This is a genomic window from Flavobacterium sp. B167r, from assembly GCF_056824315.1.
The window spans coordinates 2,897,215-2,917,247 of sequence record NZ_CP124859.1; the positions used below are offsets into that span (position 1 = coordinate 2,897,215).

Consider the following 20,033-nt stretch of genomic DNA (forward strand, 5'->3'; position numbering starts at 1 on the left):
TTTTAAGTTTTCAGTCTCAGTCTCAGTCTCAGTTTCTAGTCACAGTCACGGTATTCAGTTTTATTGGCTGAAAACTGTGACTGCGACTGAATACTATTCCTCCTCTTTTTGTCCCATCATCATTAGATAGGCTTTAAGGAAGGCATCAATATTTCCGTTCATAACGCCGTCAACATCGCTTGTTTCGTAACCTGTACGAACATCTTTTACTAATTTATAAGGTTGCATTACGTAATTACGAATCTGCGAACCCCATTCGATTTTCATTTTTCCAGCTTCGATGTCAGCTCGTTGCGCTTGCTGTTTCTTTAATTCGATTTCATATAATTGAGAACGAAGCATTTGCATAGCACGCTGTCTGTTATCTTGCTGAGATCTCGTTTCAGAACATTGAATCTGAATTCCAGTTGGCTTGTGAACTAACTGTACTTTAGTTTCAACCTTATTTACGTTTTGTCCACCCGCACCACTCGAACGAGAAGTCGTGATTTCGATATCGGCAGGATTAATGTCGATTTCGATACTGTCATCAACCAAAGGATAAACGTAAACAGATACGAAAGAAGTATGACGCTTGGCGTTACTGTCAAATGGTGAAATACGAACTAGACGATGTACTCCGTTTTCTCCTTTTAGATATCCGAAAGAATAATCTCCTTCGAATTCTAAAGTTACGGTTTTAATTCCAGCAACATCACCTTCTTGAAAGTTAAGTTCTTTAATTTTATAACCATAACTTTCTCCCCACATCATGTACATACGCATCAGCATTCCTGCCCAGTCACAGCTTTCAGTTCCTCCAGCTCCAGCAGTAATTTGAACTACGGCGCTTAAACTGTCACCTTCATCAGAAAGCATGTTTTTAAATTCGATGTTTTCAATGTGCGATTGCGCTCCATTATACTGTTCGTCTAATTCTTCTACAGTAAGTTCTCCTTCTTTGTAAAAATCATAAGCGAGCTGTAATTCATCTGTAAGAGAGACAGCCTTATCATAATCTTCAATCCATTTTTTTTTGTTTCGAAGGTTTTTTACGATGTTTTCTGCTTCTTTTGGGTTGTTCCAAAAATCAGGAGCGAAAGTTTTTTCTTCTTCGTTGGCAATTTCGATAAGCTTGGCATCAACGTCAAAGATACCTCCTCAACGCACCAAGGCGCTCCACAATACCTTTTACTTGTTCGGCTGTTGTCATAAATTAATTAATAGGTTTTTATATGTTTTTTAGAATTATTACGTTAATTTGGTCTATAGAAACGAGCGAGTTAAATTTTATTTAACTTGCCGAGAATAACTATTTGTAATACGTAATTTTGCATACAAAAATAAGATATAGTTTTTAGAATATGGAAATAAATTTAATCAGCGATACCATAACAAAGCCTACTTATGAGATGCTTCAGTATATGTTTAACGCTCATGTCGGCGATGATGTATACAAACAGGACCCAACGGTGATTGAATTAGAAAACAGAACAGCAGAGTTTTTTGGAATGGAAGCTGGTCTTTTTTTTCCGTCTGGAACTATGGCAAACCAGACTGCAATTAAACTGCACACGCAGCCTGGAGAGCAATTAATTGCTGATAAATATGCTCATGTTTACCATTATGAAGGAGGAGGAGTTTCTTTTAACAGCGGGGTTTCTTGCTGTTTAGTAGATGGGAATCGTGGAATGATAACTGCTGCACAGGTAAAAGCTGCAATAAATGATCCAGAATTTTATCATAGTCCGTTAACGAGTTTGGTTTGTGTAGAAAATACAACCAATAAAGGTGGCGGAGCTTGTTATGAATTAGAAGATTTAAGAGAAATAAAAAAGGTCTGCGATGCTCATAATTTGAAGTTCCATTTAGATGGTGCTAGAATTTGGAATGCCTTAGTAGCTAAAAGACAGAATCCTAGAGAATTTGGTGCTATTTTCGATACTATTTCGGTTTGTTTATCTAAAGGATTAGGCGCTCCGATTGGTTCTGTGTTGCTTGGAAGTAAAGCTGATATTCACAGGGCGTTGAGAATCAGGAAGATATTAGGTGGTGGAATGCGTCAAGTTGGGTATTTAGCAGCAGCGGGATTGTATGCTTTGGCCCATAATATCGAAAGATTGGCAGAAGATCACCGCAGAGCAAAAGAAATTGCAAAAATCCTAAGTACAAAACCGTGGATTTCAGCTATAGAACCTGTAGAAACTAATATTTTGATTTTTTCGCTAGCTGAAGGTTATAGCGACCAATTATTAATCGAAAAATTAAAACAGAAAAATATCCTAATAAGTTCTTTAGGGCATAATAAACTTCGTATTGTAACACATTTAGATTATAAAGAAGTGATGCATACTTATGTGTTGGAAACGCTTTCGAAGTTCTAAAAAAAGGTTCAAAGTTGCAGAGGTTCAAAGGCACAAAGTTTTAAAAGCTTTGAGAGAAAACTTTAAACCTCTGCACCTTTGAGCCTTTGTCCCTTATTTAAACAAATTATCCATTCCTGGAATAGATGGCATGTCCATTCTAGCAACAGCATCTAATTCTCTTTCGTTTACACTTGTAGCTTTTTCTATAGCTTTATTTAACGTTACAATTAAGTAATCTTCTAATTGCTCTTTATCTTCAAGTAAAGAATCGTCAACAGAAATTGTTTTTATTTTTCGGCTTGCTGTAATTGTAACTTTCAATAATGCGTCAGCGCTTTGTTCATCAATCAAAACAGTATCTAGACGCTTTTTTGTATCTTCAATTTTTTGTTGGGTTTCTTTAAGTTTGCCCATCATTCCCATTAAATCCATTTTTGTTGATTTTTTAAATTATTTCAGACAAAATTAGTATATTGCTTTGTGAATTCAATAGAATAATTTAAGAAAATATTAATTCTGTTCTGTTGGGTTTGTGCTATTTTTGCGACTTCATATTAAAAATTAATGCTTAATAAATGCAAAATGATATATCGGCCCCAAAGGCTAACGTAATACCAAAGACATTAAAAAAACATAAAGAAACTAGGGTTGACAACTACTTCTGGCTTAACGACAGAGAAAATTCAGAGGTAATTGATTATCTAAATAAGGAGAATGCTTATTATGAAAGCATGACTGCTCATACCCAAAACTTAAAGGATAGTTTGTTTGAAGAAATGAAAGGAAGAATTAAAGAAGATGATTCTTCTGTTCCTTATTTCTATAACGGATATTTTTATATTACGCGTTTCGAAACAGGTCAGGATTATCCGATTTTCGCAAGAAAAAAAGGAAGCCTTTCTGCAGAAGAAGAAATTCTTTTTAATTGTAACGAAATGGCAAAAGGTCATGCTTATTTCAAACTTGGAGGTTTAAGCATTAGTCCGGATAATAAATTCGCCAGTTTTGGAGTGGATATTGTGGGAAGAAGAATCTACACAATTCAAATTAAAAACTTAGAAACAGGAGAAATCTTAACCGATAAAATAGAGAATGTTACAGGAGCTTCTGTTTGGGCAAATGACAACAACACTATTTTTTATGTAAGACAGGACGAAAAAACGCTAAGAGCAGATAAAGTTTTTAAGCATAAATTAAATACTTCGTCAGAAAAAGATATTTTAGTTTTTAATGAAACTGATGATACTTTTAATATCTCAATTAGCAAAGAAAAATCAAGAAAGTATATTGTTATTGGCTCTGGAAGCACTTTAACAACCGAATATAGAATTTTGAATTCTAACAATCCAGACGGAGAATTTGCTGTTTTTCAGCCACGCGTCCGCGGATTAGAATATAGCATTTCTCACTACGAAGATTCTTTTTACATTTTAACGAATAAAGATAAGGCGACGAATTTTAAATTAATGAAAACGCCAGAAGACAAAACAGGGAAGAAAAACTGGGTAGATCTTATTCCGCACAGAGAAGATGTTTTGTTGGAAGATATTGAAATCTTTAAAAACTATTTAGTTGTAGAAGAACGTTCAAACGGATTAAATCATATTAGAATCATGCCTTGGGGTGATGAGCCAGATTATTATCTTCCTTTTGGTAGCGAGACTTATAATGCCTATACAACAACCAATGTTGATTTTGATACGGATATTTTGCGTTACAGCTATCAATCATTGGCAACACCTTCGTCTATAATTGATTTTAATATGAAGACTAAAACCAAAGAAATCTTAAAAGAGCAAGAGGTTTTAGGCGGAAAATTTGATAAAAACAATTATGTAGAAGAACGAGTTTGGGCAACGGCAAGAGATGGAGTGAAAGTGCCAATTTCTATGGTTTATAGAAAAGGATTGGAGAAAAATGCTAAAAATCCGTTGTTGTTGTACGCGTATGGTTCGTACGGAATTACGATGGACACTTATTTTTCTTCAACGAGATTATCGCTCTTAGATCGCGGATTTATTTATGCCATTGCTCATATTAGAGGAGGAGAAGACTTAGGAAGACAATGGTATGAGGATGGAAAACTGTTAAAAAAGAAAAATACCTTTACAGATTTCATCGATTGCTCTAAATTTGTAATAGATCAGAAGTATACTTCTCCGGAGCATTTATATGCAGAGGGAGGATCTGCCGGAGGACTTTTAATGGGAGTAATTGTTAATGAAGCTCCTGAATTATATAATGGAGTCATTGCTCAGGTGCCTTTTGTAGACGTAATTACCACAATGTTGGATGACAGCATTCCGCTTACAACTGGAGAATATGACGAATGGGGAAACCCAAACAATAAAAAATATTACGATTATATGTTATCGTATTCACCTTATGATAACGTAAAAGCACAGGAATATCCTAATATGTATGTTTCTACCGGATTACACGATTCGCAGGTACAGTACTGGGAGCCAGCAAAATGGGTTGCAAAATTGCGAAATTTAAAAACAAATAATAATCTTTTGTTTTTAGATACAAACATGGATGCGGGTCATGGTGGGGCTTCGGGACGTTTCGAAGCTTTAAAAGACTTAGCAAAGGAATTTAGTTTTTTATTAGATTTAGAAAAAATTAAAAGCTAATTAGAAATTTTTTGTTAAATTTGCAACCTATCAAGGTTAATTTGAAAATGCCTTTGATTAACTATTTTTTTATGAAAGAAGAAATAACTGCTTATAATAATGTTTTAGAGTTAATAGGAAACACCCCCCTTATTAAGCTAAATAAAATTACCGAAGAGTTAGAAGGAAATTTCTACGCAAAAGTAGAAGCTTTCAACCCAGGTCATTCCTCAAAAGATAGAATAGCATTATATATTATTGAAGAAGCCGAAAGAAAAGGAATTCTATCTCCAGGAGATACCATTATCGAAACTACATCTGGTAATACAGGATTTAGTTTGGCAATGGTAAGCATTATTAAAGGCTACAATTGTATTTTAGCGGTAAGCTCAAAATCATCTAAAGACAAAATTGACATGTTGAGAAGTTTGGGCGCCAAAGTGTATGTCTGTCCGGCTCACGTTTCTGCAGATGATGAAAGATCTTATTATAATGTAGCAAAACGTTTGCACGAAGAGACAAAAGGGTCAGTCTATATCAATCAATATATCAATCAATTAAATATTGATGCTCACTACAACTCTACAGGTCCAGAGATTTGGGAACAAACAAAAGGACAAATCACGCACTTAGTTGCTTGCAGCGGAACAGGAGGAACTATCTCTGGAACTGCAAAATTCTTAAAAGAAAAAAATCCAAATATTAGAATCTTAGGAGTTGATGCTTTTGGATCTGTATTGAAAAAATACCACGAGACAAAAGAATTTGACAATAAAGAAATTTACCCTTATCGTATAGAAGGTCTTGGTAAAAACTTAATTCCGTCTGCTACAGATTTTGATATTATTGATAAATTCATGAAAGTAACCGACGAAGAAAGTGCTCACTCTGCAAGAGAAATCACTAGAAAAGAAGGTTTATTTGTTGGATATACTTCTGGAGCAGTAATGCAAGCTATTAAACAATATGCCGAAGAAGGAGAGTTTACAAAAGACAGTAATATTATTGCTATTTTCCCTGACCATGGTTCTCGTTACATGAGTAAAGTATTCAGCGATGACTGGATGAACGAGCAAGGTTTCTTTGATAGTGTTAATGAAGAAGAAGCTCAAAAAATTGAATTCGTAAAGTAATTTAGTACTTTTCAAAATATTTAAACTCCATTCGTTTCGAATGGAGTTTTTTTTTTTATTTCAGATTTTTTCGCATTCAGATAAAAAATCAAAAGTTAAAATTTATTGTTTTACTGATTATACCGTATTTATACGTAGGAAATTATTAGTTGTACTGATTTTAATTTAATGTTTTGGCAATATTTGTAAATATTATAAAATAGCTTTTCAGCGATAAAATACGTAAAAAACGTTATTTTAACGAGTATTTAGGTAAGTTGTCGGAAATATTTTACCTCTATATCGTAATAATATAGTTTAGCAGTATTAAAATAACATAGTTGTTTAATCCCTAAAATCTATTATTATGAAAAAATTACTACTAACAGCAGTGTTTGTAAGTTTTTTGAATGTGAATGCTCAAACGCCGATTCAGGAATTTAACTTTAATGGTACTTTAAACAATACGGCAAACACAACTTCATTTATTGGCACCTATAATTTCGTAGCCGACAGAGCAGGAAACATAAAAGGAGCGCAACGATTAAATAATAAAGCTCTGGAAGCTGTAATTGATAATCTGCCTCAAGGAAAAACTTCAAGAACAATTAGCATTTGGGTGAAATTCAATGATATTTCAAATGCGAACTATATTTGGGGTTATGGAAATCCGCAAAATGCTCAATATTGTGGCTTATTACAACAAGGAACGACAACTTCTAACTCTGACTTGAGTTTAGCAGCTTGGGGAGCTTCTAATGATGTTATTGTTTCTACATCTCTTGAAAAGAGTATTTGGTACAATTACACCATTACATACGAAGGAACCACTTCTAAGATCTATCGCGATGGTAGATTATTAAAATACTTAGAAGGTATGGCTAGATCAACTAATGGAAATATTTTTAGATTGGGTGAAATCAATACTATGGTTGGAATTAATGCCGATATAGATGATTTAAAGATTTATAATGTAGCATTGTCTTCCGATCAGGTAAAAGAGCTATTCGAGAGCGAAAACACGGCTAATTTATTGGCTACAGCACCTGTAGGAGCTAAAATGGTAAAAACTGTTGCAAAAGCAAAAACAGCAAATGAAACAATTATATCTTCAAGCGATGTACCAAAAATCGTTGAGGTTTACTCTCAAGGGCAAAAAGTAATAGGAAGTAATGCGGCAAATATAAGCGATCTTCCAGAAGGGACCTATTTGTTGAAAATTACCAGTACTCCGTCAAAAAAAATTACGTCTAAATAAAGGTTTTTTAGTTTTTAAATGTTAGTTAGTTTTTTTTATTGCGTAAGCAATTTTGAGTTTTTTTGGAATAGTAAGGAAAGCTTTCTGTGTTCAGAAGGCTTTTTTTTAATCTAATTTCCAGCCAAAAGTAGTCTGGAAAACATAGTCATCCTTTGAAGCGCCTTCTTTTGGTTTGTTATCGTAGTTGTAAACAAAGGACAATTTGATAAAAAAGTCTAATGGTAAATCGTATTTGGTATCTACAGAAAAATCGGTACGAATCCTTTTACTTTCTGTTAAACTTGGAAAAACAGTCACTTTCGATTGAATGCTAAAATCACCGATGTCATATAAATTAAGATCACTTCCTAAGAATAACTCCAAACTTTTATTGGCTTTACTAGTTCCTGTAAAACGTTCGTTGTTAAAAGATAATCCCGCAGCAAGACCCCAATATTTTTTGTTGCTGTGCATAAGATATTTTCCGTAACCTGCTTTTGAAACCACACGAAGATCAATGTCCTGTTCGGTGTTTTTTAAAGTTACAATAGAAAGCGGAATAAAATAATCTCTAGGAAGTAAATGCACATAACTTAAATCGGTATCGATCCTGCGTATAGGTTCGCTATCATCTTGTATCGACTGAATTTGTTTGAAAACGGCAGTTCCGTACCATTTTTTTGCCGTGTATCCTAAATTTACATTTACTGTTAATTGCTGTAAACTTTGGGCTTTTGTCAATTTGATTCCCGCATCAAAACTTGCATCAAGTCTGTCCCAGAAACTTTCATCAACTGGTTTTATGCGTACAATATCGGTAAGATCAATAATGCTTTTGGTTTGCGTTTCGATATTGGTGATTTCGCATTTGTTTGGAGTTTTGATTTTGGTAATTTTTCCGTTTAATAGATTTCCGTTAGAAAGATTAATAATGTGAATTCTTTCGGAGCCAATACTTTTAACGTATTTCCATTCTAGTTTAAAATCATCTTTGCTATAGTCGGTTTCTATTTGTACAATACCTTTATTCATTGTTTTTATTTCGCCTACAATGATATCATTGTTTTTAAGTACAAGAGTATCGCAAATTTGTGCACTGATTTTTAAGAAAAATAAAAGAAAAAATAAGAGTAAAGTTTTCTTCATACTAGAGTCTATTTCTTTGATTGCCAGCTTGTAATGTTAAAGTTAGAAATAAAAACGTAATATAAGGCAGAATCATAAAAAAATCCTGTTTTGATAGAGACATAATAAATTAAATAAGGGAAGTTAAACTTAAAATATTATTTAAAAGAATGACATTTAAGACGGAATAATGTTTTTGTGAGAATTCTATATTTTTATGTAGGAATTGTTTGGATAAGCTGAATTTTAATTATAGTTTTAACAAATTTTATAAAAATATTGAATGAAATTCTGATTTGTAAAATCTATAAGATTTAAATTTTGCAATCAATTGCTATTTGCCTTAAAATAAAACTATTCTGATAAAAGTTATAACTATGAAAAAAATATTACTCACTTTAATGTTTGTAAATTTTTTAACTGCGAATGCGCAAAATCCGATTCAGGAATTTAATTTCAATGGAAATTTAAGCAGTACTGATAATTCTATTTCATTTTTAGGTGCTCCAATTTTTGTAAACGACAGAATGGGAAGCCCTAGAAGCGCTTTGCGACTTACAAATAAAGCTTATCAGGCCGTAGTTGGCGAGCTTCCGCAGGATAATAAACCGAAAACAATGTCAGTTTGGGTAAAATTTAATGCGGTAAATGTTCCAAATTATATTTTTGGTTATGGAGCTGCTGTAAATGGACAATATTTCGGATTAATACAACAGCCGGTAGTAGGAAGTAGTTCAGATTTGAGCTTGGTAGGATGGGGAGATACAAATAATGTCATAGTTTCAGTTCCGCTGATAAAAGATACCTGGTATTTCTACAGTGTGACTTATGATGGAAATGTTTCAAAAATTTATCGTAATGGCGAATTATTAAAATCTGCAGACGGAATTCAGCGCTTGTCAAAAGGTTATATTTTAAATTTAGGAAAACTAAATACCTCAACGAGTATCAATGCAGATATTGATGAATTAAGATTATATAGTGTTGCCATGACAGACGAACAGGTTTTAGAGGCTTATATTAGTTCGAAAGCAAATGGCATGACTGCTACAGAAACAGCATCTGTTTCAAACTCTGCGGCTCCAAATGTTTCAAAAAAAGCTGTTGCTCCAATTGCAAAAACTTCTGCCCCTGTAGCTGCCCCTGAAACTAGTAAAAACAACGGCAAAACTATTGAAGTTTTTTCTCAAGGGAAACAGATAATGAGTGCCAATGCCTCTAATATTGGTGATTTGCCTGAAGGCACTTATTTGATTAAGGTGATCAATACAAGTCCGAAAAAGTAAAATTTTCATGTTGTTGTGATATTAAAAAAGCCTTTTGAAATTTTCAGAAGGCTTTTGTTTTTAGTTTAGTAAATTGCTAGAACTTAAACAGACTACAATAATTTTTACTTTTTAAAGATGTGTAACTTTCATTTTGCTAAAGCGTTTTCTTTTTAAAAACCAAGTTCTTTAAGGGGAGTATTAAAATGTGGATTATTATCAGGATTTGGACTTAAGCAAATTTCTATTGCAACACTTAAATTATAAATCATTTCATCGTAGGTGTAATGTTGTATTTCATCTTCTCTATACAACTCTAAATCACAATATAATCCTGGCACTATCATCATCAAATAATACAAAATATCTTTGGGCACCTCTTTTTTATTTTTCCAATCCTTTTTTAATTCTTCCAAAATCTCATATAATTCATCTAATAGTATAAGATCTATACCTTCTTTATTGTGATATTTTATTAAAAAGCCATTGTTTTTAAAAAGAAATTGATTGATTCTTTCTGCTGTTATTTCATGCATGTTATTTAGTTTATGGTTGAGATTTGTAGTTGGAATTTCTTTAGAAATAATGCTTAATTTATTTTTTTATAAGGTCTTTAGAACTAAATAATTTAGAGATTTTTTTTCCTTTCAGGTCGTTTATTACATACTTAAAGTCTTCATCTTTACCATGCCATATTATTTCGTTTATGTGCCCTTTTCTAATAGTTTTGTTTGTAGACTCAACTAATTCGCTAAAAATAAAATCTGGACATGTACTGTAAACAGAGTTTATACCAGATATTTTGCCTGTAAGTACGCCTTTTTTAACTATAAGCTCGAGTTCTTCATCATTTAGTAATTTATTGCAATAAGCATTAAATCCAGTTGAGTTATAATCTATATTGTCTTTATTTTGAATGATATTATTAGATCCTTCATTAGAAATAGGCTGAAAGTTCAAAATTCTCCCAATCAAGTAATTGTGATGTTCAACATAATTATCTTCTTGAAAAGGAATTATTTTAATTTTTAAGTCTGATATTCTCATTTTGCTTAGTTAGTGGGGTTCTCCTGAATGCTAAGTTAAAATTATATTTATTGCAAAAGAAAAAGCCTTCCGAATTTCAGAAGGCTTTTTGGTTTTATCTCTTTTTCTGCTGACCGGGAGCGTAAGCTTTTGCACTTTTGTCTCCATTCATTTTTTTGGCTTGTCCTGGCGGTATTTTTTTACCAGAAGGCGCAGGTGCATGGCTGTGGTTATGTGTATGCGTACTGCAGCTAATTACACTTAAGACTAAGAATAAAAGAACAAGTACTATTACAGCAATTCGTGTGATTTTTGATGTTTGCATTTTTAGTTTAAATTTTATTTGAGGTGTTGCAAATATAATCGAAATGATATCTTTTAAGGCGTTCAGACTTAGTTTAAAATGAGTTAAAATAGTTGCATAGAACCTTGCTGTTTTTCGTAAACACCATAAATAAAAATGCTTTCAGGTCCATAACTACCCAGAGTGCAGTAAATGACAATTAGCTCATCATTTTCAGAAATTTCAAATTGGCTTGTGTTGTGTATTTCCGTGCAAGAATAATAAACTCCATTTTCTTCTTTGATTTGAAGATTGTATTTTGAAGATAATGATTCGAGTTCTTCTTTGCTATAGAATTTGAAAGTAGATAAAACCTTCACATTTTCCTTTATAATATAAATTCGTTTAGTGTTTACTTCTACAAAAGCATTGTTCCATATAGCATAATCTGAGGAAGGTAACCAATCAAAATATTGATCAATTACCTGATGCAATTTTAAGCCATCAAAAAAAAAATAATTGAAGAATTTTAAATTATTTTCAAATTCAATATCAATCAGTGTCATTACAATTCTATGTTTTTCGAATACCAATTTTTTGGTATCATTTTGCGATATAAAACTACTTCAAATTTTTCGCAATGAGTACATTTTATATAACGTTCGCCTCCATTAAGGATGTTCTTTTCATCAAAAGCAATATCTACGGCAAAGAAACTTCCTTTTTTGCAATTTGGGCAAGAAATCAGAGAATTGATGTCGTTTCTGAAATTTTCCTCAGCCTTTATCCAAAGCTTTCGCTCTTCCATAATTAAAGATTATTCGGTTTTTTAAAACACCAATTTTTATTGCGCATATTACTTAATTTTTAGCCAACAATACCAAATTCAATATCTTCTATTAATGATGTCCACAATCCGTTGTCGCTTTTTAAAATATTTTCATCTATTTTTAGCAATTCTGTTTCTAAAAATTTTGCATACTTCTTATGGTTTTTATCTTCTCGATAGTTGCCAAACTTTTGTTGCGGAATATCAATTTCCCATAAAGAATCATAAATGTATAGTTGCAAGAGCAAATTTTTAAGCGATTTCGAAATAAAAAGCTGGTCGTCTCTTCTTATTTCTCTCGACTTTAAGTTTAAGATCAGATTGTTATTAGAAATTGTCTTTCCAATTATAATTTCTGATTCTGATAAAGCATAAAGATCGTCAGTAAATTGGAAATCCAAAATACCATTTGGCAATCCGATTTGCGAGATAATTAAAATTTCTTCATCAGTAAGTTTTTGGCTTATTTGAGCGTCAATTCTTCTCTTAATTAGATTAGAATTGAAATGAGATGTTATTTTTTCTAATTGATCAATCATTTTTAAAATAAGTGCTAATAAAATTATCTTCTTTTTTCTGAATCAGTTCCATTTGCAATTGATTAGATTGATATTCTTGTCCCCTGTAAATCCATCTAAAGATGTCTGGATAAAGCGATTCGTCGACAATATTTCTTTTTTCAATAATCTTTTGCTCTTGTAAATCATATATAAAATAGCTGTTGGAATAAGCCTGAATAACTTGAATTTGATTCGGATTAATCAAAAAAGCCCATTCAATGCTTATATCTTCATCAAATTTTATTTTTTTGTTTTCTAAAGTTCGAAGATCGGTCCAAACCAAACTCCTTTTATTGATCAATAAGTGATTTTCTGGATAAAAGAAACTTCCAACCAAACTGTCTTGAAATGTATTTTTGTTTTCTCGAAAATATACTTTTAAGCTAGTTTTGATAAAGTCTAGAGTATTCATCAAAAGGAAATCCTTGTTAGGAATGAATGCAAAATTTTTGGTAGGATGTTTCGTTTCAATTTTTTCATTTATAACACATTGAATTGTGTTTTCTAAAAACAATTCTTTGGTTTTATCAATTCCATCAATTTTCAAACTATAATAAGCAATTTCCTGTCCTCTATTAGGTTCTTCCCAACCCATAGAAACAAATTCTATTTTTTTGTTTAGAATTTTATGAGGTTCTAATTTTTCTATTTTCTTTAGTTGAATCATGGATTTTAAAATTCATTTAAATAATTATTAGCCCCAAGGATTATCTTCAAACAATGGATTAATAGGTAAAGGATGAGGTAATTCTTTTCCAACTGGAGGCATCCATTTCATGGTGTGTTCATTTAAAATGTACATATACGCTGAGCCTACTACTATTTTGGTAAGAGCATCAAAAACAGTATTTGAAACCCAAGTAAATTGTGGTATAAAATCGATGATATAAAAATTGCCATTTTCATCCATAAGAACTGTATTATTTTCGATTAATCCTGCTATTTCATACAATTGAGTGCCAATTAATGTTGAATAATAATAATCAAGATAATCATTTTTGAAATCAATTTCATCTCCTATCTTATAAGTGTTTGGCACGTAATATTCTATTGCTTTAGGATTGTTAAAAAATTTGACATGGATCTTCATCGTTTCTAGTTTGTTTTCAGCATGAAGTGTCAGACCGCCAAATTCACAATAAAAATCTTGAACCTTTGGTGGAAGCATTTTATAAAGAGGAGTATTTTCAATTTCACTCTTTATACTTCTCCCTTCATACCATCCAGCATTGATAAGTGTAGTTTTAAATAATTCTTTTTTGTCCATAAAATTCAATATTGCTTTTCAATCTGTAAAACGCCATATACAAAAATGCTATAATAATCACGATATTCATTAATATCAAAAATTATAAGATAATCGTTATTGCATTCTTTAGAATTATAGAATTGATATCTGTATGAAAAAACTCTGCCTTGATCTTCCAAATTTTGAAATTTATCCACATTATTTTGAGCCAAATCAAGATTTGACAGCTCGCCATTTTGAATTAGCGAACTTAATAAATGGGAGTTTTCTAATGAAATAAAAACCTGATGTTTGATCTCTCCATTTCCGCAATAAAAATTAAAGCTTAATTCAGAATTAGGATTTTCAATAGGAAATGAATGTGTTCCTAATTGTATTTTTTTTATAATTGAAATTTTGGTCATAATTGGCAATAAAGAATAGAAGTGTTAGAGTCTATTACGATTATTTTATTAAAGGGTTATTTCCTTATAATATGTTCCTCTAGATGTTTTTAGTTTTGCTACTATTTCATCAGTCAACAATGGAGATTCCCAAATGCCGAGAATATAATTAACATCTTCTCCCAACATATCTTCTCCCGCTCCTCTTGGTTGGCAATCAAATTGCCAGCGAAGAAATTCAATTCTTAAATATTCTTTTCCATCTAGCTCCATTAAAGTTATATAACCATGACCGTCATAGAGTTTGTGGATTTTTAAAATGCTCCGATAATAGCCTTTAGAATTCGATTGCTCTTCAATTTCGAATCCGTATGTTCGAGATAAAAACATTAATTCGTCCAAAGTGAAATATTCATCAGAAGGAGGAGTCGAATAACCGACTAAGTCTCTTGTATAAGTTTTTTTCTCAGAATATTCTATATCTAATATTTTTATTGAAGGTCTTACCAATTCAGTTTTAATTGAACATATTCCCTCTACATCTGCCTCAAAATTTACAGATTGGATGCAGTAGAAGTTTTCTATTCGTTTCATTTGGAAGATTTGATTGTCATTAGCTATAGAAACAAATATAATTTTTTATTCGAAACTAAAACTAAAAACAAATTGAAACAGCAAAAGTTTGGAAATCCCAACTGAACAAGATTTGTGAATTTTGCTTTTTTTGCTTTGATTCAGAATGGATTTTAAAAACTTTAATTTTTATATTTTCCAATACCTACAGTTTTCAGGAATTAATTCTAAAAACTGAGTTTGGTTTTCTATAAAAATACCTTTCCAACCTTCAATAATTCTGTTTTCTAGAGCTTGATCAAAAAAGTTGCTATAAAGTTCTTTTTTGTCAAAATCAATATACAAATTCGGAAGATAATTATTATAAGTGCTTTTGTCTAAATTGGAGTTTTTAGTTTTAAATGCATTATGTAAACTTTCAAATTCAATTTTCAAAGGTTCTATTTCTTGCAAGTACTTATTGTAGCGGATTTCATTTTCCCAATCGTCTAAAAGCCACCAAGAATTTTCTCCAAAATAAATAGATAGGTTGTTATGTGATTTAAGGATTACAAATATTCCACTCTGAAATCTGTTAAAGTAAGAATCCATCATTTTTATGAATTTGTGTTATGATAAAAAAAAGCTCCAGAAAAATCCAGAGCTTTTAAAAATATATTTTATCGAAAGACTATTCTTCTTTCATTGTATGATAAACGTTCATTACGTCATCATCTTCTTCGATTTTTTCGATTAATTTTTCAACGTCAGCAATTTGAGCTTCAGTTAATTCTTTTGTGATTTGAGGAATACGCTCAAAACCAGAAGATAAAATTTCAAGACCTCTATTCTCTAATTCTTTTTGTAAAGCACCAAAGCTTCCAAAAGGAGCGTAGATTAAGATTCCGTCTTCATCTTCAAAAACCTCTTCAGCACCAAAATCAATTAATTCTAATTCTAATTCCTCAGCATCAAGACCGTTATTGGCAATTCTGAAGTTACAAGTGTGGTCAAACATAAACTCAACAGAACCTTGAGTTCCCATTGTTCCATTGCATTTGTTAAAATAACTGCGAATGTTAGCTACAGTTCTGTTGTTGTTATCAGAAGCAGTTTCAATTAAGATTGCAATTCCGTGAGGAGCGTATCCTTCAAACAAAATTTCTTTATAGTTAGCAGTATCTTTGTTACTTGCATTTTTGATTGCGCGCTCCACATTATCCTTAGGCATGTTTGCAGCTTTCGCATTTTGTATAACGGCTCTTAATCTAGAATTGGCATCTGGGTTTGGCCCACCTTCTTTAACAGCCATTACGATATCTTTACCAATTCTGGTAAATGTTTTGGCCATCGCAGACCAACGTTTCATTTTTCTTCCTTTTCTAAATTCGAACGCTCTTCCCATTTCTAATTTTTAGTTTTGTGATGCAAAAATACGGTTTTCCTAATTTTTACAAAAACAAAACAATTGTTTTTTATAGAATGTTTTTTGAGTTTTTTTAAGTTTCAAGTTTCAGGTTTCAAGTTGGTTTGCCTTGACTTTTACTGCGAAGTTCGCAAAGATTTTATTTAGCCACAGATTATATTGATTAACACAGATAAAAAAAGCTTTAAATGCAATCATTTCAGAATTTATTCAGAACATAGCCCAAGGTTTCAACCTTGGGTACACAAAGATTGAAATACGATACGTCCCCAAGGTTGAAACCTTGGGCTATGTTTTAAAACAAAGTTTGTAAAGCTAGATTTTAAATAAACTAAACTCCAAAAAGAACCAAGCGATTTTTGAAACTTCAAAATCTTTTTACATAATCCTTTCTCAATTTATTCAGAACATAGCCCAAGGTTTCAACCTTGGGTACACAAAGATTGAAATACGATACGTCCCCAAGGTTGAAACCTTGGGCTATGTTTTAAAACAAAGTTCGCAAGCTACATTTTAAATAAACCAAACTACAAAAAGAACAAAGTGATTTTTGAAAAATCTAAAATCTAAAATCACTTACTCCCTCCATTAAATTCGTTAATGATATTTACGGCTTCGTTGAGGTACGGATTTGTTTTAAGATTATCCATTTGATATTGATTAATCGTTTTGTCATTCGGATAAGCGCCTAGAAGAAACTGATTAACACTAGAGTTATAAACGTCAAGCGGATTATTTTCGTCATTAAAAGTATTGATCTCTTTCCAAAGCGCACTTAGTGTTTTTTTCTGATTGAAAACAGAATCTAATGTTAGTGGAATCTCCGCTTTCGGAGTATTTACAAGTTGATCAATTTTAAGATTGATTTTTTTAATATTGTCAAAAAAGTAATTGTCCGATAATCTAGCCGAACTGTTTTTGGCAATTTTATCAATTAAATTTCGCTTGACATAAGTTTTATATTTTAAGAAAGGCTCTATGCTGTCATTTTTCATCGCCGTCGGAAAATCACTTTCTTTTTGATAAATGTCTTCGTAAAATTCAGGAAGCACAACATCTGGTTTTACTCCAATATATTGATGGCTTTTGCCCGTTATTCTGTAAAATTTATTGATTGTAATTTTTAAGAAATCAGTGCTTTTTTCGTCTTCCAGCGGAAGAATTGTCTGCATAGTGGCTTTTCCAAGTGTATTGCTTCCCAACAAAAGTGCCCGGTTGTAATCTTGCATGATAGAAGCAAAAAACTCACTTGCAGAAGCTGTATTACTGTTTACCAATACCACAATCGGTCCTCTGTAGATAACACCTTTAAAAGGATCATTAATTACAGATTTCTCTTTTTTGTTATCAACAACAATCGAAAGCGGACCATAATCAACAAACATTCCTGCCAATTTTATAGCCTCTTCCATAGAACCGCCGCCATTGTCAATAAGATCAATTACAAGTCCTTTTATACTGTCTCTTTGCAGTTTAATAACTTCGCGGCCAACATCATCTGCACAACCTTTTCTGCTGGTGCCGTCAAGGTCTGCATAAAAACTCGGAATTTTTACGTAGCCAATTTTGCTGTCTTTGCCAATAATGAAACTGAAAACGGAATTTTCTTCATCTTTCATCATTTGCTTTTCGATATAAACATCAAAACTTTTGCCTGAATTGCGTTTTAAAGTAAGCGTAATATGCTTATTATTTTCAGATAAAATCATAGATGATATTGATTCTAACGAAGCGCAAGAAACCTGAAGCGTTTCTTTCTGATTAGAAATTGAAATAATCTGATCGCCTTTTTTTATTTGTCCAGTTTGATAAGCAGGTCCGTTTGGATCTACCTCATCAATAATAATTTCATTTTTATCATTCAAATTAACCGTCATACCAAGCGACAAGTGTTCTTTAGATAACGAAGCAACAAAACTTGTTTTAGAATCATCGCTAAAATAAGCCGTATGCGGATCAAAATACGTGCAGAAGAAATTATATAGTTTTTCCTCCTGTTTCGTATTAGAATCTATAAGCGTACTAAAACGACAGATTTCATTTGTAAGGATTCGATTTTTTGAAGCCTGTTCAAGAGACTTAAAATTGGTTTTTAAAGAATCTAAATTTTCGCTCGTTTCAGCAATATCATCTAAGATTTGGTAACGCAGTTTTTTCATCCAAACCTTTTCCATATCTTCTTTTTTTAAATAGAAGGCAAAAGATTTTTTATAAAAACGAATGGTGTCTTTCTTATTGTAATCAATCGGAATGGTCTGAATTTTTTCTAAAACTTTTTTAGTGCGTATAAGTCCATTTACGTATTTGGAATTAATGTCGGTAAGGAAACTGCAGTCTTTTTTTAGGATCAAATTATCCAAATTATAACGATATTTCTGAGCCATTTCTTCATATTCGCTTTTAAAAAAGATATTGCGAGAAGGATCTAGTTCATTTATGAGATTGTCAAAAACAAACACTGAAAGGCTGTCATCAACAGGTTTTGGCCTCAAGTGTTCTTCTTGAATAAGCGCATTTATTTTGTTTAATATTTCACAAGTTTTTGCGCTGTTCTGACCAAAAGATATAGTTGATGTCAGCAAAAAAAGGAGTAGTGAAATCTTTTTCATAAATGGAAATTCATGGTTCATGATTAAAGTTACACTAATTTTTTTACAAATTGTAGTATTTTTTTCAAAAAATCGACGACAAAAAGTATTTAACCGTTAAACGAACAAACCTCAAAAAAAATCGCCAAAAGTAGATTTCTCTAAAAACAAAAAATGCGTTACCAACGTAACGCATTTTCTAATTTATTTCTATAAAAATTATTTCTTGTAGAATGGCAGTTTTACCACTTTCGCAGGAACATCATTTTTTCTGATTCTAATAAAAACATCGCTATCAACCGCGCTGTTGGCAGTTGTAACATATCCTAAACCAATTCCTTTATTCATAGAAGGCGACATTGTTCCAGAAGTTACAATTCCGATTACCGCTCCAGAACCATCAACAATTTCGTAATCGTGTCTTGGCACTGCACGCTCTTGCATTTCAAAAGCAACTAATTTTTTTGTAACACCAGCTTCTTTTTGTTTTTTAAACGCTTCAGAATTAGTAAAATCCTTTGTAAATTTTGTAATCCATCCTAAACCAGCTTCAAGCGGAGAAGTAGTATCGTTAATATCATTTCCGTAAAGGCAGAATCCCATCTCCAAACGTAAAGTGTCACGCGCCGCAAGACCAATAGGTTTAATTCCGTAAGAAGCTCCAGCTTCAAAAACTTTATTCCAAATTGCTTCAGCATCTGCATTTTTGCAGTAAATTTCAAATCCGCCAGAACCTGTATAACCAGTAGCAGAAATAATAACATCACTGAATCCAGCAAAATCCGCAACTTCAAAATGGTAGTATGTAATTGCAGACAAATCAACAGAAGTCAAAGACTGCATAGCTTCAACCGCTTTTGGCCCTTGAATCGCTAATAAAGAATATTCGTCAGAAAGATTCTTCATATCAACTCCCAAATCATTGTGAGAAGAAATCCAGTTCCAGTCTTTTTCAATATTCGAAGCATTTACAACTAGTAAATACTCTTCTTCTTTCATTTTATAAATAATCAAATCGTCCACAATTCCGCCTTCATTATTAGGAAGACAAGAATATTGTGCTCTTCCAATTGTCAAAGTCGACGCATCATTTGAAGTCACTTTCTGAATCAAAGCCAAAGCATTTGGACCCGTAAACAAAAATTCGCCCATGTGCGAAACATCAAAAACTCCTACGCTGTTACGAACTGTTTCGTGTTCAGCATTAACCCCTTCATAAGTAATAGGCATATTATAACCCGCAAAAGGAAGCATTTTCGCTCCTAAACCTTCATGTATGTGCGTAAGCGCAGTATTTTTCATTGTGTTGTTTTATAAAATTGTTTTGCAAATCTATTCAAAAAATATCGAATTTGAATGTCTTAAATTATAAATTTCGCAATAATTAGGAGCTATTTCCTGCTATCCGCTATATCTTTTGTCCGCCGCGGCGGACAAA

General features: G+C 32.1%; 22 protein-coding genes. 5 read left to right on the plus strand and 17 right to left on the minus strand.

Features of this window, described 5'->3' with window-relative positions:
- Nucleotides 1–93 precede the first annotated feature (93 nt).
- Nucleotides 94–1,192, minus strand: a protein-coding gene (gene prfB / locus QLQ96_RS12920) for a peptide chain release factor 2 (protein WP_482491039.1) whose coding sequence is annotated in 2 segments (ribosomal slippage) — nt 94–1,128 and nt 1,130–1,192 — 1,098 coding nt in all. Because the reading frame shifts where the segments join, the coding sequence is not laid out codon by codon here.
- 151 nt (nt 1,193–1,343) lie between these two features.
- Between prfB and QLQ96_RS12925 the strand changes: the two genes are divergently transcribed.
- Nucleotides 1,344–2,363 (plus strand): threonine aldolase family protein, encoded by a 1,020-nt coding sequence (locus QLQ96_RS12925; RefSeq protein WP_482491040.1) that lies wholly within the window; start codon nt 1,344–1,346, stop codon nt 2,361–2,363.
- 93 nt (nt 2,364–2,456) lie between these two features.
- Here the strand turns inward: QLQ96_RS12925 and QLQ96_RS12930 are convergent, their stop codons facing one another.
- Nucleotides 2,457–2,777 (minus strand): YbaB/EbfC family nucleoid-associated protein, encoded by a 321-nt coding sequence (locus tag QLQ96_RS12930; RefSeq protein ID WP_482491041.1) that lies wholly within the window; start codon nt 2,775–2,777, stop codon nt 2,457–2,459.
- Nucleotides 2,778–2,920: 143 nt separating this feature from the next.
- Here QLQ96_RS12930 and QLQ96_RS12935 point away from each other — a divergent pair, with 143 nt between their 5' ends.
- The 3 genes from QLQ96_RS12935 (at nt 2,921) to QLQ96_RS12945 (ending at nt 7,330) form a co-directional block, all read left to right on the plus strand.
- The gene (locus tag QLQ96_RS12935) at nt 2,921–4,981 is read left to right on the plus strand and encodes a S9 family peptidase (protein WP_482491042.1); all 2,061 of its coding nucleotides are present in this window, start codon (nt 2,921–2,923) and stop codon (nt 4,979–4,981) included.
- Between the two features lie 71 nt (nt 4,982–5,052).
- Nucleotides 5,053–6,093, plus strand: a complete 1,041-nt coding sequence (gene capA / locus QLQ96_RS12940; protein ID WP_482491043.1) for a cysteate synthase — start codon at nt 5,053–5,055, stop codon at nt 6,091–6,093.
- Nucleotides 6,094–6,439: 346 nt separating this feature from the next.
- On the plus strand, nt 6,440–7,330 hold the full coding sequence (locus QLQ96_RS12945; protein WP_482491044.1) for a LamG-like jellyroll fold domain-containing protein: 891 nt from the start codon (nt 6,440–6,442) through the stop codon (nt 7,328–7,330).
- Nucleotides 7,331–7,435: 105 nt separating this feature from the next.
- Here QLQ96_RS12945 and QLQ96_RS12950 read toward each other — a convergent pair whose 3' ends face one another.
- On the minus strand, nt 7,436–8,341 hold the full coding sequence (locus tag QLQ96_RS12950; protein ID WP_482491045.1) for a DUF481 domain-containing protein: 906 nt from the start codon (nt 8,339–8,341) through the stop codon (nt 7,436–7,438).
- A 470-nt stretch (nt 8,342–8,811) separates the two neighbouring features.
- Here QLQ96_RS12950 and QLQ96_RS12955 point away from each other — a divergent pair, with 470 nt between their 5' ends.
- Complete coding sequence (locus QLQ96_RS12955) at nt 8,812–9,720, plus strand: LamG domain-containing protein (RefSeq protein ID WP_482491046.1); 909 nt, start codon at nt 8,812–8,814, stop codon at nt 9,718–9,720.
- A gap of 152 nt (nt 9,721–9,872) precedes the next feature.
- Here QLQ96_RS12955 and QLQ96_RS12960 read toward each other — a convergent pair whose 3' ends face one another.
- The 14 genes from QLQ96_RS12960 to gcvT form a co-directional block, all read right to left on the minus strand.
- Entirely contained in the window at nt 9,873–10,235 is a 363-nt protein-coding gene (locus QLQ96_RS12960; RefSeq protein ID WP_482491047.1) for a hypothetical protein, read from the minus strand.
- A gap of 58 nt (nt 10,236–10,293) precedes the next feature.
- The gene (locus QLQ96_RS12965) at nt 10,294–10,746 is read right to left on the minus strand and encodes a hypothetical protein (RefSeq protein WP_482491048.1); all 453 of its coding nucleotides are present in this window, start codon (nt 10,744–10,746) and stop codon (nt 10,294–10,296) included.
- A 94-nt stretch (nt 10,747–10,840) separates the two neighbouring features.
- Nucleotides 10,841–11,050, minus strand: a complete 210-nt coding sequence (locus tag QLQ96_RS12970; protein WP_482491049.1) for a hypothetical protein — start codon at nt 11,048–11,050, stop codon at nt 10,841–10,843.
- A gap of 83 nt (nt 11,051–11,133) precedes the next feature.
- A complete protein-coding gene (locus QLQ96_RS12975; RefSeq protein WP_482491050.1) occupies nt 11,134–11,574 on the minus strand; it encodes a hypothetical protein in 441 nt (146 codons plus the stop codon).
- Nucleotides 11,574–11,816 carry a hypothetical protein gene (locus QLQ96_RS12980; protein WP_482491051.1) on the minus strand — a complete coding sequence of 81 codons (243 nt, stop codon included), beginning with the start codon at nt 11,814–11,816 and terminating at the stop codon, nt 11,574–11,576. Before QLQ96_RS12980 ends, QLQ96_RS12975 begins: the two co-directional genes overlap by 1 nt.
- Before the next feature lie 59 nt (nt 11,817–11,875).
- A complete protein-coding gene (locus QLQ96_RS12985) occupies nt 11,876–12,376 on the minus strand; it encodes a hypothetical protein (RefSeq protein ID WP_482491052.1) in 501 nt (166 codons plus the stop codon).
- Complete coding sequence (locus tag QLQ96_RS12990; RefSeq protein ID WP_482491053.1) at nt 12,369–13,064, minus strand: hypothetical protein; 696 nt, start codon at nt 13,062–13,064, stop codon at nt 12,369–12,371. Before QLQ96_RS12990 ends, QLQ96_RS12985 begins: the two co-directional genes overlap by 8 nt.
- A 27-nt stretch (nt 13,065–13,091) precedes the next feature.
- Nucleotides 13,092–13,664, minus strand: a complete 573-nt coding sequence (locus tag QLQ96_RS12995) for an SUKH-3 domain-containing protein (protein WP_482491054.1) — start codon at nt 13,662–13,664, stop codon at nt 13,092–13,094.
- 5 nt (nt 13,665–13,669) lie between these two features.
- Nucleotides 13,670–14,050, minus strand: coding sequence for a hypothetical protein (locus QLQ96_RS13000; protein WP_482491055.1), 381 nt, complete (start codon nt 14,048–14,050; stop codon nt 13,670–13,672).
- A 48-nt stretch (nt 14,051–14,098) separates the two neighbouring features.
- Nucleotides 14,099–14,623: a hypothetical protein gene (locus QLQ96_RS13005; protein WP_482491056.1), complete on the minus strand. Its 525-nt coding sequence runs from the start codon at nt 14,621–14,623 to the stop codon at nt 14,099–14,101.
- Nucleotides 14,624–14,791: 168 nt separating this feature from the next.
- Nucleotides 14,792–15,196, minus strand: coding sequence for a hypothetical protein (locus QLQ96_RS13010; RefSeq protein WP_482491057.1), 405 nt, complete (start codon nt 15,194–15,196; stop codon nt 14,792–14,794).
- Between the two features lie 76 nt (nt 15,197–15,272).
- A complete protein-coding gene (locus QLQ96_RS13015; protein WP_026729302.1) occupies nt 15,273–15,986 on the minus strand; it encodes a YebC/PmpR family DNA-binding transcriptional regulator in 714 nt (237 codons plus the stop codon).
- A 593-nt stretch (nt 15,987–16,579) separates the two neighbouring features.
- Nucleotides 16,580–18,616 (minus strand): S41 family peptidase, encoded by a 2,037-nt coding sequence (locus QLQ96_RS13020; RefSeq protein WP_482491058.1) that lies wholly within the window; start codon nt 18,614–18,616, stop codon nt 16,580–16,582.
- 198 nt (nt 18,617–18,814) lie between these two features.
- A complete protein-coding gene (gcvT, locus tag QLQ96_RS13025; RefSeq protein WP_482491059.1) occupies nt 18,815–19,897 on the minus strand; it encodes a glycine cleavage system aminomethyltransferase GcvT in 1,083 nt (360 codons plus the stop codon).
- Between the last annotated feature and the right edge of the window lie 136 nt (nt 19,898–20,033).